This is a genomic window from Microtetraspora malaysiensis (assembly GCF_050947145.1).
In the GTDB taxonomy this organism is placed as follows: Bacteria; Actinomycetota; Actinomycetes; order Streptosporangiales; family Streptosporangiaceae; genus Microtetraspora_A; species Microtetraspora_A malaysiensis.
In genome coordinates this window covers 3,713,725-3,732,789 of the sequence record NZ_CP191998.1, presented here as the reverse complement: position 1 = coordinate 3,732,789, position 19,065 = coordinate 3,713,725, and the positions used below count along the sequence as shown (strand labels likewise).

Annotated in this window: 21 protein-coding genes and 2 tRNA genes; 13 read left to right on the top strand and 10 right to left on the bottom strand. The window is 71.5% G+C overall.

All coding sequences use genetic code 11. From position 1 onward, the window contains the following. The first annotated feature begins 142 nt into the window (after positions 1-142). The 3 genes from ACQP1V_RS17615 to ACQP1V_RS17605 all read left to right on the top strand — a co-directional run bounded on the left by ACQP1V_RS17615 (position 143) and on the right by ACQP1V_RS17605 (position 1,803). A complete protein-coding gene (locus ACQP1V_RS17615) occupies positions 143-1,576 on the top strand; it encodes a hypothetical protein (RefSeq protein ID WP_433424232.1) in 1,434 nt (477 codons plus the stop codon). Between the two features lie 63 nt (positions 1,577-1,639). Next, a tRNA-Lys gene (locus ACQP1V_RS17610) sits at positions 1,640-1,711 on the top strand. Positions 1,712-1,731: 20 nt separating this feature from the next. Continuing rightward, positions 1,732-1,803, top strand: a tRNA-Pro gene (locus tag ACQP1V_RS17605). Between the two features lie 44 nt (positions 1,804-1,847). On the opposite strand, the gene ACQP1V_RS17600 is transcribed toward ACQP1V_RS17605, so the two are convergent. After that, positions 1,848-3,029, bottom strand: a complete 1,182-nt coding sequence (locus tag ACQP1V_RS17600; protein WP_433424229.1) for an MFS transporter — start codon at positions 3,027-3,029, stop codon at positions 1,848-1,850. Positions 3,030-3,186: 157 nt separating this feature from the next. After that, positions 3,187-3,498 carry an ArsR/SmtB family transcription factor gene (locus tag ACQP1V_RS17595; protein ID WP_433424226.1) on the bottom strand — a complete coding sequence of 104 codons (312 nt, stop codon included), beginning with the start codon at positions 3,496-3,498 and terminating at the stop codon, positions 3,187-3,189. Between the two features lie 319 nt (positions 3,499-3,817). Here ACQP1V_RS17595 and ACQP1V_RS17590 point away from each other — a divergent pair, with 319 nt between their 5' ends. Further along, positions 3,818-4,531, top strand: a complete 714-nt coding sequence (locus ACQP1V_RS17590) for a GntR family transcriptional regulator (protein ID WP_433424223.1) — start codon at positions 3,818-3,820, stop codon at positions 4,529-4,531. A 49-nt stretch (positions 4,532-4,580) separates the two neighbouring features. On the opposite strand, the gene ACQP1V_RS17585 is transcribed toward ACQP1V_RS17590, so the two are convergent. Both ACQP1V_RS17585 and ACQP1V_RS17580 read right to left on the bottom strand, forming a co-directional pair. Further along, a complete protein-coding gene (locus tag ACQP1V_RS17585; protein WP_433424221.1) occupies positions 4,581-5,204 on the bottom strand; it encodes a response regulator in 624 nt (207 codons plus the stop codon). Continuing rightward, positions 5,201-6,403 carry a sensor histidine kinase gene (locus tag ACQP1V_RS17580; RefSeq protein ID WP_433424218.1) on the bottom strand — a complete coding sequence of 401 codons (1,203 nt, stop codon included), beginning with the start codon at positions 6,401-6,403 and terminating at the stop codon, positions 5,201-5,203. Before ACQP1V_RS17580 ends, ACQP1V_RS17585 begins: the two co-directional genes overlap by 4 nt. A 207-nt stretch (positions 6,404-6,610) precedes the next feature. On the opposite strand from ACQP1V_RS17580, the gene ACQP1V_RS17575 reads away from it, so the two are divergent. Both ACQP1V_RS17575 and ACQP1V_RS17570 read left to right on the top strand, forming a co-directional pair. Beyond that, positions 6,611-7,153 carry a GlcG/HbpS family heme-binding protein gene (locus ACQP1V_RS17575; protein ID WP_433424215.1) on the top strand — a complete coding sequence of 181 codons (543 nt, stop codon included), beginning with the start codon at positions 6,611-6,613 and terminating at the stop codon, positions 7,151-7,153. 121 nt (positions 7,154-7,274) lie between these two features. Then, the gene (locus ACQP1V_RS17570; RefSeq protein ID WP_433424212.1) at positions 7,275-7,946 is read left to right on the top strand and encodes an ankyrin repeat domain-containing protein; all 672 of its coding nucleotides are present in this window, start codon (positions 7,275-7,277) and stop codon (positions 7,944-7,946) included. A gap of 117 nt (positions 7,947-8,063) precedes the next feature. On the opposite strand, the gene ACQP1V_RS17565 is transcribed toward ACQP1V_RS17570, so the two are convergent. Together ACQP1V_RS17565 and ACQP1V_RS17560 are read right to left on the bottom strand one after the other, a co-directional pair. Then, positions 8,064-9,338 (bottom strand): amidohydrolase family protein, encoded by a 1,275-nt coding sequence (locus tag ACQP1V_RS17565; protein ID WP_433424210.1) that lies wholly within the window; start codon positions 9,336-9,338, stop codon positions 8,064-8,066. Between the two features lie 392 nt (positions 9,339-9,730). Then, a complete protein-coding gene (locus ACQP1V_RS17560; RefSeq protein WP_433424207.1) occupies positions 9,731-10,279 on the bottom strand; it encodes a TetR/AcrR family transcriptional regulator in 549 nt (182 codons plus the stop codon). A 113-nt stretch (positions 10,280-10,392) separates the two neighbouring features. Here ACQP1V_RS17560 and ACQP1V_RS17555 point away from each other — a divergent pair, with 113 nt between their 5' ends. After that, positions 10,393-11,007, top strand: coding sequence for a DUF2867 domain-containing protein (locus ACQP1V_RS17555; protein ID WP_433424204.1), 615 nt, complete (start codon positions 10,393-10,395; stop codon positions 11,005-11,007). Between the two features lie 5 nt (positions 11,008-11,012). Then, positions 11,013-11,429 (top strand): DUF6463 family protein, encoded by a 417-nt coding sequence (locus ACQP1V_RS17550; protein ID WP_433424203.1) that lies wholly within the window; start codon positions 11,013-11,015, stop codon positions 11,427-11,429. A gap of 255 nt (positions 11,430-11,684) precedes the next feature. Here the strand turns inward: ACQP1V_RS17550 and ACQP1V_RS17545 are convergent, their stop codons facing one another. Next, entirely contained in the window at positions 11,685-12,065 is a 381-nt protein-coding gene (locus ACQP1V_RS17545) for a winged helix-turn-helix transcriptional regulator (RefSeq protein WP_433424200.1), read from the bottom strand. Positions 12,066-12,226: 161 nt separating this feature from the next. On the opposite strand from ACQP1V_RS17545, the gene ACQP1V_RS17540 reads away from it, so the two are divergent. Then, positions 12,227-12,634 (top strand): RidA family protein, encoded by a 408-nt coding sequence (locus tag ACQP1V_RS17540; protein ID WP_433424198.1) that lies wholly within the window; start codon positions 12,227-12,229, stop codon positions 12,632-12,634. Between the two features lie 31 nt (positions 12,635-12,665). Here ACQP1V_RS17540 and ACQP1V_RS17535 read toward each other — a convergent pair whose 3' ends face one another. Next, positions 12,666-13,163 carry a MarR family winged helix-turn-helix transcriptional regulator gene (locus tag ACQP1V_RS17535; RefSeq protein ID WP_433424196.1) on the bottom strand — a complete coding sequence of 166 codons (498 nt, stop codon included), beginning with the start codon at positions 13,161-13,163 and terminating at the stop codon, positions 12,666-12,668. 73 nt (positions 13,164-13,236) lie between these two features. Between ACQP1V_RS17535 and ACQP1V_RS17530 the strand changes: the two genes are divergently transcribed. After that, a complete protein-coding gene (locus ACQP1V_RS17530) occupies positions 13,237-13,656 on the top strand; it encodes a DoxX family protein (protein WP_433424194.1) in 420 nt (139 codons plus the stop codon). A gap of 94 nt (positions 13,657-13,750) precedes the next feature. On the opposite strand, the gene ACQP1V_RS17525 is transcribed toward ACQP1V_RS17530, so the two are convergent. Beyond that, complete coding sequence (locus tag ACQP1V_RS17525) at positions 13,751-13,936, bottom strand: hypothetical protein (protein ID WP_433424191.1); 186 nt, start codon at positions 13,934-13,936, stop codon at positions 13,751-13,753. A gap of 201 nt (positions 13,937-14,137) precedes the next feature. Here ACQP1V_RS17525 and ACQP1V_RS17520 point away from each other — a divergent pair, with 201 nt between their 5' ends. The 3 genes from ACQP1V_RS17520 (at position 14,138) to ACQP1V_RS17510 (ending at position 16,980) form a co-directional block, all read left to right on the top strand. Further along, a complete protein-coding gene (locus ACQP1V_RS17520; protein ID WP_433424188.1) occupies positions 14,138-14,818 on the top strand; it encodes a phosphatase PAP2 family protein in 681 nt (226 codons plus the stop codon). Between the two features lie 123 nt (positions 14,819-14,941). Continuing rightward, the gene (locus ACQP1V_RS17515) at positions 14,942-15,607 is read left to right on the top strand and encodes a response regulator transcription factor (protein ID WP_387410783.1); all 666 of its coding nucleotides are present in this window, start codon (positions 14,942-14,944) and stop codon (positions 15,605-15,607) included. After that, positions 15,604-16,980 (top strand): ATP-binding protein, encoded by a 1,377-nt coding sequence (locus ACQP1V_RS17510; RefSeq protein ID WP_433424186.1) that lies wholly within the window; start codon positions 15,604-15,606, stop codon positions 16,978-16,980. Before ACQP1V_RS17515 ends, ACQP1V_RS17510 begins: the two co-directional genes overlap by 4 nt. Positions 16,981-17,121: 141 nt before the next feature. Here ACQP1V_RS17510 and ACQP1V_RS17505 read toward each other — a convergent pair whose 3' ends face one another. Next, positions 17,122-17,892: a COG4705 family protein gene (locus tag ACQP1V_RS17505; protein ID WP_433424183.1), complete on the bottom strand. Its 771-nt coding sequence runs from the start codon at positions 17,890-17,892 to the stop codon at positions 17,122-17,124. Between the last annotated feature and the right edge of the window lie 1,173 nt (positions 17,893-19,065).

Sequence of the window (19,065 nt, the reverse complement as noted above, 5' to 3'; positions counted from 1 at the left end):
ACGCATGAACTCGCGCAAGCTGTCATTGTGGTCCAAGACGACACCACTCCCCCATCACCGACGTCGGCGAATGGAGGAAAACCTCGGCGTTCCCCAACAAACCAGTCGAAGTCGCACCGTACGAGCCGGGATCATGGCGCGCATGACGTTCCGTACGGACAAGGACGGCGACCAGAGGCGGCGAGAGATCCTCGCCGAGCTGCACGGGTCGCTGGATCGGCGGTACCGCCCCGAGGACGTCGCCGACCTGGTGCTTCTGGCACTGGACGGGCGGCTGTCGCGGCGCGAGCGCGTGGTGCTGGAGCGCGCGGCCCGGCGCTCCTCCCGCCGCGCGGGCGGGTTCTCCTCGATGTCCAGCGACTACGCCAGGCCGGTGGGCGGCGGGCGGCAGGTCGCGGCGGCGAGCCGCCTGTTCGGACGGCGGGCGGAGGTCGACCCCGACGACCCCGAATCGCTGCTGGAGTTCGCGGCGAACCTGGGGGACGAGATCCGGTGGGCGCCCGACCGCGGTGACTTCCTGGCCGATCGGCTCAATCGGGAGGCGCGGGAGACGGCGGGCATGGACCTGTCCAAGCGGCAGTACAACCGCCGCTTCCGGATGCTGCGCCGGATCGCCGCCAAGGCGGGCACGCTCCGCACCGAACAGGACAAGCGGCGCCTGCTCATGGTGGGAGTCATCGGTTTCGGCGCCGACATCCCGCTGGAGCGGTTCACCGCCGACGCCGACGCGGCGTGCTTCGTCGCGTACTACACGGCGCGGCGCAAGGTGCGCCGGGAGTTCACGTTGTCGGGGCGGGACAACCCGTTCGACGAGATCGCCCAGGTCCTGTTCGACCGGTGCGCGGGCCGGAGCGACTGGTGGATGATCGCCCAGGCGCGGACGACCCCCGACGTGCTGGAGCTCCTGACGGACGAGGAGCGCGGGCGACTGCTGGGCCAGTGGTCGGCGGCCATGCGGCACGCCGCCGACATGCTGCGCGCCCGCTGGGACCCACGTGCCGATCGCACCACGATGATCGTGCGACGCGGCGACGACTCCACGACGTGGAACAACCTGGCGGTCGCCTACAACACGGCCCGGGCCGGCTGGCTGTCCTGCCTGGCGTCGCTGGACGCGCTCGCGCTGCTGGACGCGGCCTGTCCCGGCAAGGTGATGCGCCTGATGGCCGCCGACCTGGCCGCCTGGCACCGCGCCGCCGGCGGCGGCGTGGATCCGAACACCGCGGTGTGGGCGGCGCTGCCGCCGCCCTGGGAGGTGCTGGACGGCACGGCAACGTGTACGCGCGCCGACGTCGAGGCGGCCTGCCGTACGGCGGGGCTGGACCCGGAGCAGTCGGGGTGGACCGCGCCCGCGGCCCCGCGCGGGGTCGGGGTGTTCCGGCCGACGCCCGAGCTGGTGCACGGTGTGAGCGTCGCCGACCCGGTCTGGGCGGCGCTGCTGCGGCGGGCCGGCGTGTTCAGCGGCAAGAGGGTGCGGCCCGACCTGGCCGCCGACGCCTACCACGGGCTGGCCTCCGGGGTGGTGACCGGCGACCTGCCCGCGCCGTCTATGCCTGATATTCCGGGTACGCCGTAGGCCGCCGGGTCCGCGGTTAATCCCTGGTGTCCGGTGGACGATCTGGGGCACACTGACGTCCGGGCCGCCGTAGTTCAGTGGTAGAACGCCTGGCTCTTCTCCAGGTGGCCGCCGGTTCGAGCCCGGTCGGCGGTGCCGTACGCGATGGAAGCCGCCTCGTTGTAGCTCAGTGGTAGAGCTCCCGGCTCGGGACCGGGTGGACGCCGGTTCGAGCCCGGCCGACGAGGCCCTCCACCGCCGACCAGCGGCGGCGGTCACGACGGCCCGCTCGTCACCATGCCGGCGCAGGTTCCGTGCTCTCGGCCCCGGCACGTACGTGGGCACGCTTGGCCAACGCCAGACGCGCGAGGACTGCCGCCACGGCGGCGAGGGCGAACGCGGCGCCGGTCCAGGGAAGGAGGCGGGCGCCGAAGGCCGCCAGGGTCCAGCCGCCGACCCCGGTGCCCACGGTGATGCCCAGGTTGGAGAACGAGACGAACAGGGCGTTGCCGAACTCGGGGGCGTCGCGCGCGTCGCGGCCCAGCCAGGTCTGGCACACGATGAGGCCTCCGGAGTGGACGGCCGCCCAGAGCGCGACAACCGCGATCATCGGCGCGAAGCGCGGGCCGAGGGCGAACACCAGGGCGAAAACGGCGAGGCAAAGGACGGGATAGGCGAGCACGGTACGGACGACGCCGGACCGCAGCAGCGCCGCGAAGGCGAAGTTGCCGAAGATCATCACGATGCCGAACACCAGCAGCATCGCGCTGACCCACGACTCGTTCATCGCCGTGACGGCGCCCAGGTATTCGGCGAAGTAGCCGTACACCGAGAACATCGCCGCAAACACGCAGATGACGGACAGGATCGACAGCCACATCCCGGGGCTGCGCAGCACACCCAGCTGAGCACGGTAGGAGATCCGCTCGTCGGCGGGCATCGCGGGAAGGAAGCACAGGATGCCGATGAACGCGACCAGGCTGACGGCCGCGCCGAACCAGAACGCGGCCTGAAGGGTGACGTGCCCGGCCAGGTAAGACGTCACGGGGACGCCGAAGGCGAAGCCGACGGTGACTCCGGCGAAGACCCGCGCGGCCGCGCGGGCCGGGTCCGAGGCCGGGGCCAGCCGGACGGCCGCCGCCAGCGCGACCGAGAAGAAGACCGGGTGGAGGAGCGCGGGGATGATGCGGAAGGCCAGCATCACCTCGAAGTACGCGGTCAGCGCGTAGACGGCATTCGAGACGGCGAAGACGGCCATGGTCGCCGCCAGTACGGTCCTGCGGTCGATGCGGGACGCCGCGAGTGTCATGAAGGGGCCGAAGGCGGCGACGACGAACGCGAAGGAGCCGACGAGCAACCCCGCCATGGACGTGCTGACGTCCAGCCTGGCCGCCATCTGGGGAAGCACTCCGACGATGCCCATCTCGGTCGTGATGATGCCGAACACGCCCAGGGCGAGCGTCAGGAGGGACAACGCACTTCTTCTCATGATCAGCTTTCGTGTGACGCGACCCCATGGATCTACGTATCGGTCTTTGTAGAAATGAATCGGCGCGAGGGTGCCGTGCAACACCGCCACAACCAGGCGGGAGGCGCCGCGGGCGCGCCTCCCGGACCGGGGCGCCCCGGGGTCAGAGCTCGTCGCGGACGTACGCGGCGTAGGCGGCGATGGCCTGCTCGTTGCGCCGGTAGTACGTCCACTTGCCGATCCGCTCGGACTCCAGCAGCCCGGCATCCTTGAGTGTCTGCAGATAGCCGGAGACCACAGACTGGGAGAGGCCGGACCGGGCCTGGATGTCACCGACGCAGACCCCGATGTGGAATCCCAGGCCCTGCCGGAGGTAGGCGCTCTCGTCGAAGTACTCCGCAGGCGCCTTCAACCAGCGCAGGAACTGCAGGCGCGCAGGGTTGGCCAGCGCCTTGTGCACGGTCAGCGGGTCCACGACGCCCCCTTTCCGGTCGACCCCAGGCATGAAGTTGCATCTACTTTTCTGGATTTGTCGTAATATGTCAAACCAAACGGGCCCTCCCTGATGCCTTGGGAAGGTCGGGTCGGGTGCCCGCTCCGGCCGCCACCCCCGCTCGATGGGCCGCGGATCACCCGGGGGCAGCCGTCGGGAGGCGCCGTCCGGAGAGCAATTGAGCGGTCCACCATCTGCGCCGATGGCACGTCCGGCAGCCCCGTCTCGGGTGCGCCGTCGACGCGGCTGGTAGGCCACTACCTTGCGGTATACCTTCGGCGCGGGCACAATCGGCCGGGAGATGAACCAGCCCACACCCGCTCCCGGCTCTTTGCGCGACCTCGCCTACGAGGCGATACGCGAGCGGATCGTCGAGGGCGAGTGGCACCCCGGCCGCCGGATCGTCGAACGCGATGTTGCCGCCGAGCTCGGCATCTCCCGCATCCCCCTGCGCGAGGCGCTGCGGCGGCTGCACGACGAGGGGCTCGTCATCCTCGTCCCCCGCCAGGGGGCGCTGGTCAGCCCCTTCACCCCGGCCGACGTCTCCGACCTGTTCGACATCCGCGAATACCTCGAAGAACTGGCCGCCCGCCGCACCGCCGAACGTGCCGACGAGAACATCCTGTCCCGCCTGCGCGAACCCCTGCGGGCGGCGGAGGACGCGCGGGCGCGCGGAGACGAGCGCGGCCTGGCCCTCGCCAACGCCACCTTTCACACCGAGGTCGTCAGCGCCTCGGGCAACGCGCTCCTTCAGTCGATCATGGATCCGCTCGCCACCAAGCTGCGCTGGCTCTTCCGCCTGACCTCCGTACGCGACCCCGGCCGGCAGTGCGCCGAGCACGCCCAGCTGTTCGAGGCGATCGCCGCGCGCGACTCAGAGAAGGCCGGCACGCTCGCCCGCGCGCACGCCGCCGCGGGCCGCGAGCTGTCGATGCGCATGGCCGAGGAATGGAGCGATCCGCGCTTCAACCCGATCACGGCCACCCGAACCCGGCGGCGCGGCCCCAAACCCTGACGACGGGAAGCGCCCCCGGGGAGTGCGGAGGTCGTCGCGGGGCGCCTGGTCAGCGGAGCCTGATCAGGCGCCGCTCGACCGCGGCGGTGACGGCGGCGGTACGCGTGTCCACGCCGAGCTTGCGGTAGATGTGCACCAGATGGGTCTTGACCGTCGCCTCGGTGATGAAGAGCCGCCGGGCGATCTCCCGGTTGCCCGCGCCGCCGGCCAGCAGCTCCAGGATCTCGACCTCACGGGCGCTCAGCGCCGAGCCCGGGTCGCGCATCCGGTTCATCATCCGGGTCGCCACCTTGGCGGACAGCACCGTCTCACCCCTGGCCGCGGCCCTGATGGCCTGGAACAGCTCCTCGGGCGGGCACGCCTTGAGCAGATAGCCGGTGGCCCCCGCGTCGACGGCCCGCATGATGTCCGCGTCGCTCTCGTACGTCGTCAGTACCAGGACCCGCGGCGGCGAGGGCAGCTCCCGGATCCGCCGGGTGACCTCGACGCCGTCGACGCCGTCACCGAGTTGCAGGTCCATGAGCACGACGTCCGGCTTCCGCGCCGCGATGCCGCGCAGTGCCTCGCCTCCGTCGGCGGCCGCGCCGACGATCTCCATGTCGTCCTCGCCGCCGAGGAGCGCCGCCAGCCCCGCCCGGACCACCGGGTGGTCGTCCACCAGGAACAGCCTCATCGCGTCTCCCCCCGACTCGTCGCGCCGTCCGTGACGCCTGTTCGTACGCGGCGCGGGCACTCGGTGGGGACCGTGGCCGCGACCGCCGTGCCCTCGCCGGGGACGCTTTCGACGACCAGGACGCCGTTCACCTCCGCCAGCCTGTCGCGCATCGCCCGCAGCCCGTATCCCCGGCCCGGCGCGGGGGTCGGCGCGGCGAAGCCGACGCCGTCGTCGAAGACGTCCAGCGTGACCTCGCCGTCGAGATAGGACAGGGTCACCGTGGCCGTGCCGGCACGCGAGTGGTCGCGGACGTTGGCCAGCGCCCCCTGCGCCACCCGGAACAGCGCCGCCTGCACGTCCGGCTCCAGCGCGTACTGCGCGCCTTCCCGGCGGAAGCGGATTCGCGGCCCGGCGGCGTCGCCGGCGCCCGCGCAGAGCCGGGCGAGCGCCTCGGGCAGCGAGACGTCCACCAGGCCCGGGGGCCGGAGGTCGCGGACGAACCGCCGGGCCTCGTCGAGGTTCTCCTCGGCGACCGCGGCCGCCCGCCGAACGTGGGCGCGGGCCAGCTCGGGGTCGGACGCCCACACGCGGTCGGCGGCCTGGAGGAGGATGCCCATGCTGGTCAGCCCTTGCGCGAGGGTGTCGTGGATCTCCCTGGCCAGCCGCTCGCGCTCCTCCAGGATGCCGGTACGGTGCCGGGAGTCGGCCAGCGTCCCCCGAGTGCTGATCAGGTCGTCGATGAGGAGCTGCCGGGCGGCGCTCTCTCGCTGGAGCTCCCAGAAGATCACCACCGTCATGGCGGCGACGCCGATCGGCGCGAGGACCAGGCTGAGGTCCACCTCCCGGGCGATCTCGAGCTGGGCCGCGATCACGACCAGCGTGAGGGCGGCGGCGGCCGCCGCGAAGCCGCGCGCGTTCAGCGACCGCAGACACAGAAAGAGCAGCGGTACCGCACACCAGCTGAACGACGGCGCGAGCACCACGAGCGCGAGCCAGACCGCCGCCACCCCTCCCAGCCAGACGAGGCGCCTGCGCCCGAGGCGGCTCCAGAGGGCGACGCCGAGCACGTAGGCCAGGGCGAGCAGGCCGGCGACGGCCAGCGAGGCGACCGTACGCGGTCCCATGTCGTGCCGGGTCACCAGCCGCAGGGCGGAGGCGGCGAGCAGCAGGTAGAACCCCGCATGCATCGCCCAGTTCAGCCAGCCACGCTCCCTCATCGCGCTCCTTGTCCGGTTGTCCGGTTTGTTCCGACGCTGTCCGCTGCCGCGGATCCGCCCCGCCTGTACGGCGGCGCGTCAACCGATCGGTTGACCGCCGTCTCAACCGCCCGGCGCCCGGGAATCGCCCATGCTCGCGATGCTCCACGACGGCTCTCCTGGAAGTTTTGAGTGCACCCGACCTCACCACGCTGAACTGGAGAAACGATGACTGGTTCCCTCCGCACCCGCCTGATCGCCGGCACGCTCTCGGGGCTCGCCGTCATGGCCGGCGCCTTCGGCGCGGCACCCGCCCAGGCCGCCCCCGCGGAGAACGGTCGCGCCGCGCAGGCCGTCGTACAGACCGGCGTGCTCTCCGCCGACGCCGCCCTGACGATCGCCGACGCCGCGATGAAGGAGGCCGCCAAGCAGAAGCAACGCGTGACCGTGGTGATCGTCGACCGATCCGGCGCGACCCGGCTCGTGCTGAAGGGCGACGGCGCGGGCCCGCAGACCGAGGAGTCGGCCCGGCGCAAGGCCTTCACCGCGGTCTCCTTCGGCAGGACGACCAGCGAGCTCGGCAAGGGCGTGACCGGCGGGGGCCCGTCCATCGCCGACATCCCGGGCACCCTCTTCCTCGGCGGCGGCGTTCCCGTCGCCTCCGAGGGCGCCCCCATCGCGGGCGTCGGCGTCGGCGGGGCGCCGAGCGGCGACATCGACGAGGCCATCGCCCAGGCGGGTCTCAAGGCCGTCGCCGGCCGACTCCGCTGAGAAGTCCGCCACGGACGGCCGGCGCGAGGAAGTGCGGTCACGCATGACACCGTTGAAGCGCCGGACGGCGCCGGTCTTCCGGCGCCGCGTCCGGTGGCGAGAGCACGGAAGGACGATACGGATGAAGCGCCGGGCGATCCTGGTCTCCGGGCTCAGTCTGCTGCTCGCGGCCTGCGGCCGCACGGTGAAAGGAGAGAGTGTGCTCAACGAGGAACTGCTGGCGCGCGCCGCGCGCGGTGACGCCGCGGGCGTCCGGGACGCGCTCGCGTCCGGGGCCGACGTCGAGGCCCGCGACGGGCTCCGCCGTACCGCCCTGCTGCTCGCCGCGGCGGCCGACCACGTCGAGGTCGCCGAGGTGCTGGTCGCGGCCGGCGCGAACCCGAACGCGCAGGACTCCCGGCTCGACACGCCCTGGCTGGTCACCGGCGTCACCGGAAGCGTCGCGATGCTGAACGCCCTCCTGCCCGCCGGCCCCGACCTGACCGTACGCAACCGCTACGGAGGCGTCTCGCTCATCCCCGCCTGCGAGCGCGGGCACGTGGCCTACGTCCGCGAGGTGCTGAAGACCGAAATCGACGTCAACCATGTCAACGACCTCGGCTGGACCGGCCTGCTGGAGGCCGTCATCCTCGGCGACGGCGGCCCGCCCTACCAGGAGATCGTCCGGATGCTCGTCGCCGCGGGCGCCGACGTCGACCTCGCCGACCGCGACGGCGTCACCCCGCTCGGCCACGCCGTCGCCAAGGGGCAGACCGCGGTGGCCGGCCTGCTCCGCGCCGCCGGAGCGCACTGACCCGCCACCGGCGGCCGCGGCCTTGACGCTCGGCGCGCGGGTACCGCGAGCCCGGTCGCGGGAAGGCCGGGAAGGCACGGTGGAGCCGCGCTCGTCGGTCAGCGAAGGCATCGCGGGCTACCAGGCCCGTTGGACGCCGGGCCCGGGGGCGGGCAGTCCCGCCACTGGGCAGCCGTCGGTCGCCACGACACGCCCGGCGTGCATCACCATCAGGCGCCGGGGGTGCGCGGCCACCGCCTCGGCGACGCTCGCCGCCGCGACGGCGACGAGGTCGGCGCGGCTGCCGGGCTCCAGCCCGTAGCGATCCAGGCCCAGAGCGGCGGCGGCCTCCGTGGTGACGAGCGAGGCCGCGACGCGCAGCTCGTCGTCGGTCATCAGATCGTCGCGCAGGCCGATGATCGTCGCCCGTTCGAGCATGTCGCCCGTGCCGTACGGCCACCACGCGTCGCGGATGTTGTCGGAGCCGGCGAAGACGCGCACGCCCGCCTCGCGCAGTCGCAGGACGGGCGGCATCGGCCCGGCTGGGCCGTTGGTGAGGATGGACACCCCCGCGGCCGCGAGCGCGGACGCCGTCCGGGCGAGCGTAGCGTCGGCGACCTCGCCCAGGCAGTAGGCGTGGCTCACCGTCACCCGGCCGCGCAGTCCGAGCGCGGCGGTGCGGGCGGCGATGTCCCGCAGCTGCCCGGCCCCGATCTCGCCCGGATCATGCAGGTGGATGTCGACGCCGACGCCGTGCCGCTCGGCGAGCCCGAAGACGACGTCGAGCTGCCCGTCCACGTCGCCGTCGAAGCCGTGCGGGTCGAGGCCGCCGACGAGGTCGGCGCCTTCGCGCAGCGCCGCGTCCAGCAGGTCGGGCACGCCGGGCGCGGTGATCACGCCGCTCTGCGGAAACGCGACGATCTGTACGGTCATCAGGTCGCGGACGCGCTCGCGGACCTCAAGCACCGCGTGCAGGTTCGCCAGGCCGGCCTCGGGGTCGACGTCGACGTGGGACCGGGTGTGACCGGTGCCGTGCCCCACCATGCGATGGGCCAGCCGCAGGGCGCGCTCGGCGACCGGGACGGTGAGTTTCCGGCGCGTCTGGAGCTCGGCGTCGACCCGCTCGCGGATCGTGCCGCCTGGGACGTGCGGCTGCCAGGGCGCTCCGAGGAACGTCTTGTCCAGGTGGGAGTGGCCGTCCACGAAGGCGGGGAGCAGCAGCGCGCCGCCCAGGTCCACGCGGCCGTCGCCGACGTCTCCGGCCGCCCGGACGTCTTCGACGGGCGCCCCGCCGTCCGAGGCGCGTTCGCGGATAGACGCGATGAGACCGTCGCGGAGGGACACGTCGGCCCGCCGGCCGTCCGGGAGCGTGACATCGGCCAACACCGAGGGGTGGGAACGGCTGCTCTGCATACGGGGCTCTCCCAGGGCGCGAGGGTGGCGACTCGGGCGTACGGGGCCGGTCCGCCGTTGCCCCGAGCGGCGGAAGCCCTCTCCGCGTTCCCGGGGCGATGGCAGCGACGCCCGCGCGAGTTACTGGTATACCAATGTCCAGGCTAGCGGCTCCCCGGGACAAGCGGTCACCGCTCGGACGCGCGGCGAGGACCCGCTTGCCGCCTCTGCTCAGCGGGGGCGTATCCGCGGGCGCGCACATGGTCGGCGACAACGGCGGCGAAGGCGCGGGCGGCGGCGCTCTGGTAGGCGTTTTCGCGCCGCAGCAGGGTCACGGTGCGGGTGGGCGGCGCCGGTTCGGGCGCACGGCGGAACTGGTGTGCCTGCTTCGCGCGTGGGTTGAGCTTGGCGGTTCAGATCAGGAGGTGCCGGGTGGCCAGGGCGAGGACCTCGGCGCGGCTGTGTGTGTTGTGGTCGGCGGCCACTGACTGGTTGGCGATGGCGAGGGAGAAGGCGAGCATGCTGCGAGCCTCGACATCGCCGGGATCGGGGCAGAAGGAGCTGAACAGCGTGCGGAGGTAGCCCATGCGCCGGTTGTCGACGCGGCGGAGGCGTTCGGCGACCGCTGGGTCCCGGCGGGCCCAGTCGCGGATCGCCAGTTCGACGGGCATCAGCGGAGAGAGGGGGACCAGGGTGCCCAGCAGTCGTACTTTGTCCCGGGCGTCAATGCCTTCGGCCTCGATGCGCCCGATGACCTGGTCGGCGCCTTTCTCCTCCCAGGTTTCCAGCAGCGCCTCCAGGAGTGCTTCCCGGTTCTTGAAGTGCCAGTAGAAGCTACCTCGGGTGACGTCGAGCGTCTTGGCCAGCACGTCGACCCGGACGGCGTCCGGGCCGCCTGCGGCAAGGGCGCGCAGCCCCTCCTCGATCCAGGTGTCGCGTGGGGCGCGGGCTGTGGCCGCCATCGATTCCTCCTGTCGGTGTGATCTGCGACACGGCATCTTGTCTTCGCCGTCTCATGGCGTCTAGCCTTCAACCATACAGTACACCACTGTATGGATAATGAAAGGAGAGCACGATGCGACTCCCGAACACCGCACACACCGCCCGTCCCTGGCAGATCCACGAGATCGCCCCCGATTTCACGCTCGAGGACGTCTGGGAACTGCCGACACCCGGCGGCCCTGACGACCTGCCGAGACTGGTGCGACAGATGACCTCTGGCGGCAACGGAGAGAGCTCTTCCCGGCTGTATGACCTGCTGTTCGAGGTCCGCTGGAAGCTGGGCAACCTGCTGGGCTGGGACAAGAGCGGCCAAGGCGTCGGCGAGCGAGTGCGGTCGCTACGCGATCGGCTGCCGGCGGACCTGCGCGACGGGCCGCGCGGCCCGGACTTTCGCGGGGTGCCGTTCACCGCGGTGTATTTGACGGACACCGAGTTCGTCGCCGAGTCCGCCAACCGGACCGTGCACGCGCTGATGCACCTGGGCTGGGTGCCTGATCAGGCCGGCGGCTATCGAGGCCGGCTGGCCACGCTGGTCAAGCCCAACGGCCTGCTCGGTAAGGCCTACCTGGCCGGGATCACGCCGATTCGCCGGGTGGTGGTGTCCCCAGCACTGACCCGAAAGATCGGCCGCGGCTGGCAGTCGCAGACCGGCAATCCCACCACCGGCATTTCCACGATAGGAGCGTGATCAACATGATCAAATGGGCTGGCCGCGTCCTCGCCATCATCGGCGGCGGACACCTCGCCCTCGGGTTGTTGTTCAGCCGGGCCTCCTTTGGAGACTGGCTGTCGTTGCGGCTGTGGGGCCACTGGCGGGACGACACACCGGCGGTCCATGACTTCTGGGGCAACCCGGCCGGTTTCGGCCTGCCGTTGCTACTCGTCGGCCTGCTCGTGCTATGGATGGACCGACGCGGCCTGACCCCGCCCGCCTTCCTTGCCTGGACGATGCTGGTCTGGGCCGTCGTGTGCGCCGTCATCGCGGAGCCGACCCCGGCGCCGCTGCTGGTGGCCGCCGCCATCCTGCTGTTGTGCGGAATCCGCCGCGCCGCCACACACACCACGCCCGCACCCGAACACAAGCCCACACCCGAACTCAACGGACTGTGAGCACCTCGGCGGCCCACACAAACACTGAGCGCGCATCCGCCCACGCACGGAAACGGCTAGATCGCCACCTGTAAAGAGGCCCACCATGGAGCCGCCCTGAACTGCGGCCCGGCCGAGGCGGTGCGGATCGGGCTGGAGGCGGCCGGCGGCAAGAACCTCGAAGTGACCGGTACTGCCGGGATCGCGACCCTACCGGCCCTACGAACCGCCCGAGCGAGGCCCGGCCGTCGGCTTCGCGTACGAGCACTCCGTCCGTCAGGCGTCGAAGCGGCGGCGGGAGGCCTCGATGCGGCCGAGGTACCGCTGGGTCCAGGCACACATTCCATCGACGGTCGCGCGCAGAGCCCGTCCCGGCTCAGTGAGCGTGTACTCGACCCGCGGCGGCACGGTGGCGTACACACTCCGCTCGACCAGACCGTTGCGCTCCAGCATGCGCAGATTCTGGGTGAGCATCTTGTGGCTGATGCCCTCGATCTCGTTACGCAACTCGCTGAAGCGCAGGGTGTGTTCACCGATGGACTCGATGATCAGGAACGCCCACTTGTTGGCGACGTCCGAGAAGATCTCCCGCGCCAAAGAGTCCGCGCGCGTCAGGTCTGCGTCGTTGAGCGAGCCGTCGAGTTGCTTGGTCACCATTGGGTTCCCCAGTCACTGAAAAGTGCGTTCTTCCATGTCAGCGGCCACTCTCCTACAGTTCCTGAGTAACCGCAAGAGAGCACACGCGTCTCGGTTCCGCGGAAGCGAGCCCATGGGCTTCGCATGACAAACGGGCTTCTCATGACAAGGAGACAGACAGCATGGCCATCACTCTGGTGAACCCCGGCGGACTGCCGGAAATCGATCTATACCGGCAGGTGTCCATCGGATCTGGGTCGAGGCTGGTCTTCATCGCCGGGCAGGTCGCCTGGGGTGCCGACGGGGTCACGGTCGGCGAAGGCGACCTCGCCGCTCAGGTCGAACAGTGCTACCTCAACATCGGCACCGCCCTGGCCGAGGTCGGCGCTTCCTTCGACGACGTGGTGAAACTGACCGTCTATCTCGTCGACTGGACCCCCGAGAAGATGCCCCTGTTCGCGGAGGGGGTCGCCCGGGCCGCCGCGAGGCTGGGCGTCACCCCGGTAGCGCCGCTCACGGGGATCGGTGTCGCCGCGCTGGCCGGGCCCGACCTCCTGGTCGAGGTCGAAGCCACCGCGATCATCGATTGAACCGGGGGCGTGCCGGCCGCACCCGGCCGGCTCACCCCTCTCCAGGTCCGACGGATGTTCCGGAAGGCGGCACGGCGGCCCCCATCGCCGACGCCACCTTCCACATGATCCGCGTCATGGACGTCAGCTCGTCCGGGCCGAAGTGGTCGATCAAGAAGGCGCGGACGACGGCCAGGTGACCTGGCGCGGTCTTCTCCAGGCAGCGCAGACCCTCACCGGTGAGCACCGCCATGACGCCCCGCTCGTCCGAGGGGCAGGAGACCCGCTCGACCAGCCCGATCTTCTCGAGCTGGCCGACCTGGTACGTGAGCCCGCTCTTGGAGACGACCACCAGGCGGGCCAGCTCGGTCATCCGCATCCTCTGACCCGGAGCGGATGAAAGCCGGGTGAGGATCTCGTACTGCGAGTGGGTCAGCCCCGAGTCGGCCTTGAGCTGTTCCTCGATGCGGCGTTCCAGCAGGTGCGACGCGGTGAGGTAGGCCAGCCAGGCGTCCATCTCCCGCGCGTTGAGCCAAGGGGGTTCCGTCACTCCCCCAGTCTACGGTTTGTTCAAATTTGAACCAGCTACTAGGTTTGGTACAAATTCGAACGAAAGGACTTCCATGCTCACGCGGATTCGACCCGTTGCCCTGCTGATCGGCCGGGTCGGCATCGGGGTCATCTTCCTCGTCCACGGCTGGCAGAAGCTCACGACCATGGGCTTGTCCGGCACCCCGGCGTTCTTCGAGCAGATCGGAATCCCCTTGCCCGGTCTGGCGGCGCCGGCTGTCACCGTGCTGGAGCTGGCCGGCGGCACGGCCCTCATCCTCGGCGCCGCCCTGCCGGTCGCCGGGACCCTGCTCGCGCTCGACATGCTCGGCGCGATCGCCTTCGTCCACGGCGGGAACGGCTTCACCGTGGACAAGGGCGGCTACGAGTTCGTCCTCGCCCTCGCCGTGGCGGCCGTGGCGATCGGCTTCAGCGGAGGCGGGACGCTCGCCCTCGACACCCTCTGGCAGCGGCGCGGCCGGCCGGGCGCCTGAGGCGAACCGCGACGGCCTCCGGGTGCCGTGCAGAATTCGGCCAGAATTCGGCACGACACCTGAAGGCCGTCTTATCGATCAAGCCCATCCCCCGCTACTTGGCGATGACCGCTTCGAGGTCGGTGAGGATCTCGGAGGCGGTTGCCGGGGCGAGGTCACCGAAAGTGTGCGGAGAACCCTTCAGGGGCATGTGCGAGAAGGCGGCGGGCTCCTCGCCGAGCCACGCCAGGGTCCCCCGTAGGGGCGGCCGCAGGGGCGGCCGGCCGAGGAGGTCCCGCACCGGGTCGGCGGCCTGATCGCCGAACGGCGTGCCCGGCTCCCTCGCCGCATGACGGCCGTGGCATATGCTCGCCTATGCCCTGATCAGAGGCTTCGGCTCTCCACCGGGCGCGCCCTTCCACGAAGCCGTCCCGACGGCCCGCGCGGTGTCGTGACGGCGTGGGTGAGACGTCTCCGGCTCGATCCGCGACCAAGGAGTTCCGTGCTCATCAAGCGTCTGCGTATGCCGGCGGTCCTCGTCGTCGCGACCGGCCTGCTCGGGGTCGCCGCGCGTACGCCGCTGGTCACCGAGCACGACCTGCGCGCCGACGAGGCCATAGAGACACTGCGCACCCCGACTCTGACGGTGATCGCCGATGTCCTCAACGTCGCCTTCGGCCCCGTGGCCGGGCTCACGATCGTCGTGCTGCTCGCGGTCACGCTCGTCCTGATGGGACGCGCCCGTACGGCCGTGCTGGTCACGCTGATCGTCGCGATCGGCTGGGCCACCAGCTCGGTCTTCAAGCAGATCATCGCCCGGCCCCGCCCGCCGGCGGCGGACCAGCTCGTTCACGAGATCGGTCACGACAGCTTTCCCAGCGGGCACGTCACCCTGACACTCTCACTGGTCGTCGCCGCGGCTTTCCTCGCCGCCGGCACCCGCCGGTTTCCCCTCGTCGTGTCCGTCGGCGCCGTCTTGGTGGCCGCGCAGGCGTTCGCGCGCATGTATCTCGGCGTCCACTACCCCACCGACGTGATCGGCGCGTTGCTGGCCGGCGCCGCCGGAACCTCGGCCGTCATCGCGCTGCGGGGCAGCGTCGATCGCCGTCTCGGCCGGGGGGCGCTCCGCCTCGGGCGCCCGGCGGATCACCGGCGTTCGGGGAACGCGGGCGATGGCACCTGAGGTTCCGGGCCTCGCCGGTGATTCGCCCGGGCTCCGGCGTCGAGCCGCCCGCACCTGTACGCGACCGGAGAGTCGCACCACAACGGCCCGGCGAACACCGCGGAGGCAGGTGATACTGGCCGGGTGACGGTCTACCGTGTCCTGGTCGTCGAGGACGACCACCGGCTTCGCGACGCACTCGCCCGCGGCCTGCACGAGGAGCACTTCGAGGTGCTCACCGCCGCCGACGGGGCGGCGGCGCTGCGGGCCGTCCGAGATCGGGTGGACGCGGTCGTTCTCGACATCGGCCTGCCTGACTCCGATGGTCGCGACGTCTGCCAGGCGATGCGGGCGACGGGCGTCGACGCCCCTGTGATCTTCCTTACCGCGCGCGACCACCTGACCGACCGGCTCTCCGGCTTCTCGGCGGGTGGCGACGACTACCTGAGCAAGCCGTTCCACCTGGCCGAACTCGCGGCCCGGATCCACGCGGCCGTCCGCCGAGCCGGACGGGAGCTGTCCGTCGAGGTCAGCGGAGTGCGACTCGACCCGGCCCGGCATCTCCTGGAAGTCGGCGGGGTGCCGGTCGCCCTCACCCCCACCGAGTTCCGGCTGCTGGCCTGCCTGATGGCCTCCCCCGGGGCGGTGACACGCCGGCGGGCGCTGCTGCGCGCGGCCTGGCCGACGGGCGCCCAGGTCAGCGACAACACCCTGGACCAGTACCTCGCGCGGCTACGGCGCAAGCTGCGTGAGGTGAACAGCCCGCTCGGCATCGACACCGTGCGGGGCGTGGGTTACCGCTTCGCATGAGGTGGCCGCGGACGATCCCGGCACGGCGCGTCCCGCTGCCGTGCACACTTCGCGGTCGGCTCGCCCTGCTCGCCCTGGTCACCACGGCGGTCTGGGTCGGCCTGCTCGCCGGCGCCTTCAACGTCACCCTGTCCGCGCGCCTCGGGGCCCAGGCCGACGACCTGCTGCGGACCCGGGCGGCGGCGGTGGCGGCCACCCTGGAGACGCGGCCGGATGGCGCCATCGTCATCCACGAACCCGCGGACGACCGGGCGCTGGACACCGGCATCTGGATCTACCAGGGCGCCCGCGCCATCGAGCGTCCCGCGGCACCCCGGCGACTCCAGCGCGAGGCCGACCGGCTCGCGAACCACCGCGAGATCTTCGCGGAGACCGCCGGCCCGTACGTGTCCCGGCTCTACGCCCTGCCGGTCCTGGCCCGATCGGACCACGGCCGGCAGGTCGGGACGGTCGTCGCCTCGGTCGGCCTGGATCCGTACCGCACCATGGCGCATGCGACCCTTGTCGGCTCAGCGGTGCTCGGACTGCTCTTTCTCGGCGTGGTGTATCTGGTCACCCGGGCGATCGTCAGTCGGGCCCTGCGGCCGGTCGCCGAGATGAGCGCCCAGGCCGCGAGCTGGAGCGAGCGGGGAGCGGCCGAACGGTTCGGCGTGGCGGGGCGCCCGGAGGAGCTCGCCTCGCTCGCCACCAACCTCGACGAGCTGCTCGACCGGTTGGCCGCCGTTCTCCGCCACGAACAGCGGCAGTCCGCCGAGCTCTCGCACGAGTTGCGCACCCCGCTGGCCCGCATCGTCGCGGAGACCGACTGGCTGGCGGCGCGGCCCCGCACCGCGGCGGAGCAGCGGGCCTCCCACGCGGTGATCGCGTCGTCGGCGGCGACAATGTGGCAGATCTGCGAAACCCTGCTCTCCGAGGCTCGCACCCGCGCGGCGCCGACCCCCGGGCGGTGCGCGTTGCTCGACCTCGCGCACGACCTCGCCCGGCGCTCCGCCGAGGAGCACCCGCAGGCGGCCCCCGTGGTCGTCCGCGGCCACGCCGTGGCCGCCGGGGTCGCCGCGCCCGTCGCGGAGCGCATCCTGGCCCCGCTGCTGGACAACGCCCGCCGCTACGCCGTACGGACGGTCACGATCGAGTGCGCCCGCGTCCCCGGCGGCGCCGAGGTGACTGTCGCCGACGACGGGCCCGGGGTGCCGGCCGGCGTCGGCCCGGCCGTCTTCGAGCCGGGACGGCGGGCAAACCCCGCCGACGGACACGACGGCGCCGGACTCGGACTCGCCCTCGCCCGGCGTCTGGCCCGGGCGGCCGGGGGCGACATCCACCTGGCCGCGTCCGCGGAGGGCGCCCGGTTCGTGGTCAGGCTGCCCGCGGGGTGACCTGCGCCACCTGTTCCTTCGGGTCCCTCGCGTTTTTCGCGTCCCCCAGGTCCCGCGGGTCCTTCGCGCCCTTCGCGTCCTTCCGGGCGACGCCACTCGAGCACCGGCTCCTCGCGGCATGAGGCGCCGAGCCCTCCGTCGTCACCCTGGCGCGCCCATCGACCGCTCCGTGTCGGACAGCGGTACCGCCGCTCGCTGCCGCCACATCGTGTAAAGGATCAGCGCGGCCAGGACGCCGACGAGCACCAGCGAGGAGCCGATCGTCCCGTATCCGAGACCGCCCTTGACGACGGGCTTGCTGAAGAAGTCGCCCACCGTGGCGCCGAGCGGACGAGTGAGGACGAACGCCGTCCAGAACAGCAACGTGCGGGAGATCCGGGTGAGGTATGTGGCGACGAGGATCGACGCCAGCAGGCCGCCGATCAGGAGCGCCCCTCCCGAATAGCCGAGGCCGGAGTCGTCGGCCAGGAAGTCACCGAGAGAGGTGCCCAGCGTGTTCGAGAACAAGATCGCGGTCCAGTACAGCATCTCGCCCCTGAGCGTGCTGATCCGCTCGACCTGGAACGGCTGGCCGCTGAACCGCCAGACGACGAACACCGCGGCGAGCGCCGTGACCAGGATCAGGGCGCCCCTGGCGTAGCCGAGCCCGACGGTGCGGTTCATGAAGTCAGACATGGTTGTCCCGGCCGTGCTCGTCGAGAGGATCACGGTCCAATAGAGCACCGGGTGGAACGCTCGCGCCCTCAACTGCGTCACGAGGCTGATCAGGAACAGCCCGACGAGGATCAGCGAGCCGACGGCGTAGCCGACGTTCAACGTCTGGGCGAGCAGGTCGCCGCCCGTCTCCCCCAGAGTCGTCGCCGCGATCTTCATGACCCAGAAGGCCAGGGTGATCTGCGGAAGTTTCTTCACGTTCCCTCCCCGTTCGCGGGAGGCGCACCCCCGTGGGACGCCCCGAACGCCGCGTGCGCGCCCCCGGAGTCGATCGGCAACGCGTGGCGGGGCCGGCCCTCGCACCGACCGCCAGGAGGAGGGTAGGTCGACGGAGCTGAAATCAACCTGAGCGGCGCCCGGGGCCCCGACGCCTGGCGACTCCGTGCGGTCCCGAGTGTGACTGCTCGGGGGCTTGCGGGACGCCGATGCTTAGGCACACGCCCGACACCCCGGCGAGGGGAGACCCGATCAAGGGCGCTGGTCGCCTGGTAGATGCCTTGGCAAGAGAGCCGGCTCCCGCAATGGGCGTCCATCGAGGAGACGCGTCCAAAGCGGAGCGAGCCCCGCAGGCACCACCGGCTCGGTCGCCGACGTCAGCTCCGACAGCGTCCACCAGTGGAAACGATCGGTCACCGAACGTTCTTGCTCGTCCATACCGGAGGTGTCCACCTTCAGGAGAAGGGGCTCCCACTCCGGTGCCTGTCACCCTTTTGGGGCTCTTCGGTGGGGCACCCGAGCCGAGCGAGTCCGGCGTCCGGGCCGCACGTCGACGCCTTCCGCCCCTTCCAGCCCGCGGCCATTGCCTTCACCCCTCCGCACTGCGGCCATTGCCTCCGCCGCCACAGCCTTCCTCGGCCTCGTCCGGCGAAGCCCGCGTCGCCTCGCCGAATGCTGCCGCTCCGCCTCTCGCGAATACCAGCCAAACGGAATCTCGTACGCAATGCTCACAAATAGTACATGAGTGGCTACTTAGAGTTGCTTATCGAACGCGTGAACGATATCCTCGCAGAGGGTCGACCGTCAGACCGGGAGGAGAGGTGCGAAGAGATGATGCTTTCGGGTGGCGTGCTGCTGTCGCGCCGACCGGAGAACGCTCCTCCGCCTCCACCGTCCGACGCGCCTTCCACGTCCCCGCGGCGGCGCGGACCCAGGCGGCACACGCCGTTCATCGGATCCGATCGCTTCTCCGGTGACTCCTACGGGGCGGTGCTCCTCGACCACGCTCGCAGCGCCGGCTGCCGCGAAGGAGCCCCTGGTCCCGCCCCACACGACCCGGCGCGCCCCGAGGGGCGAGGTGCGCGACGCGGCAAGCCGGACGACGCGGCGTGCGTTGACGGGCGAGGTGGGCCACGCGAGCCGGACGAGGCGCAC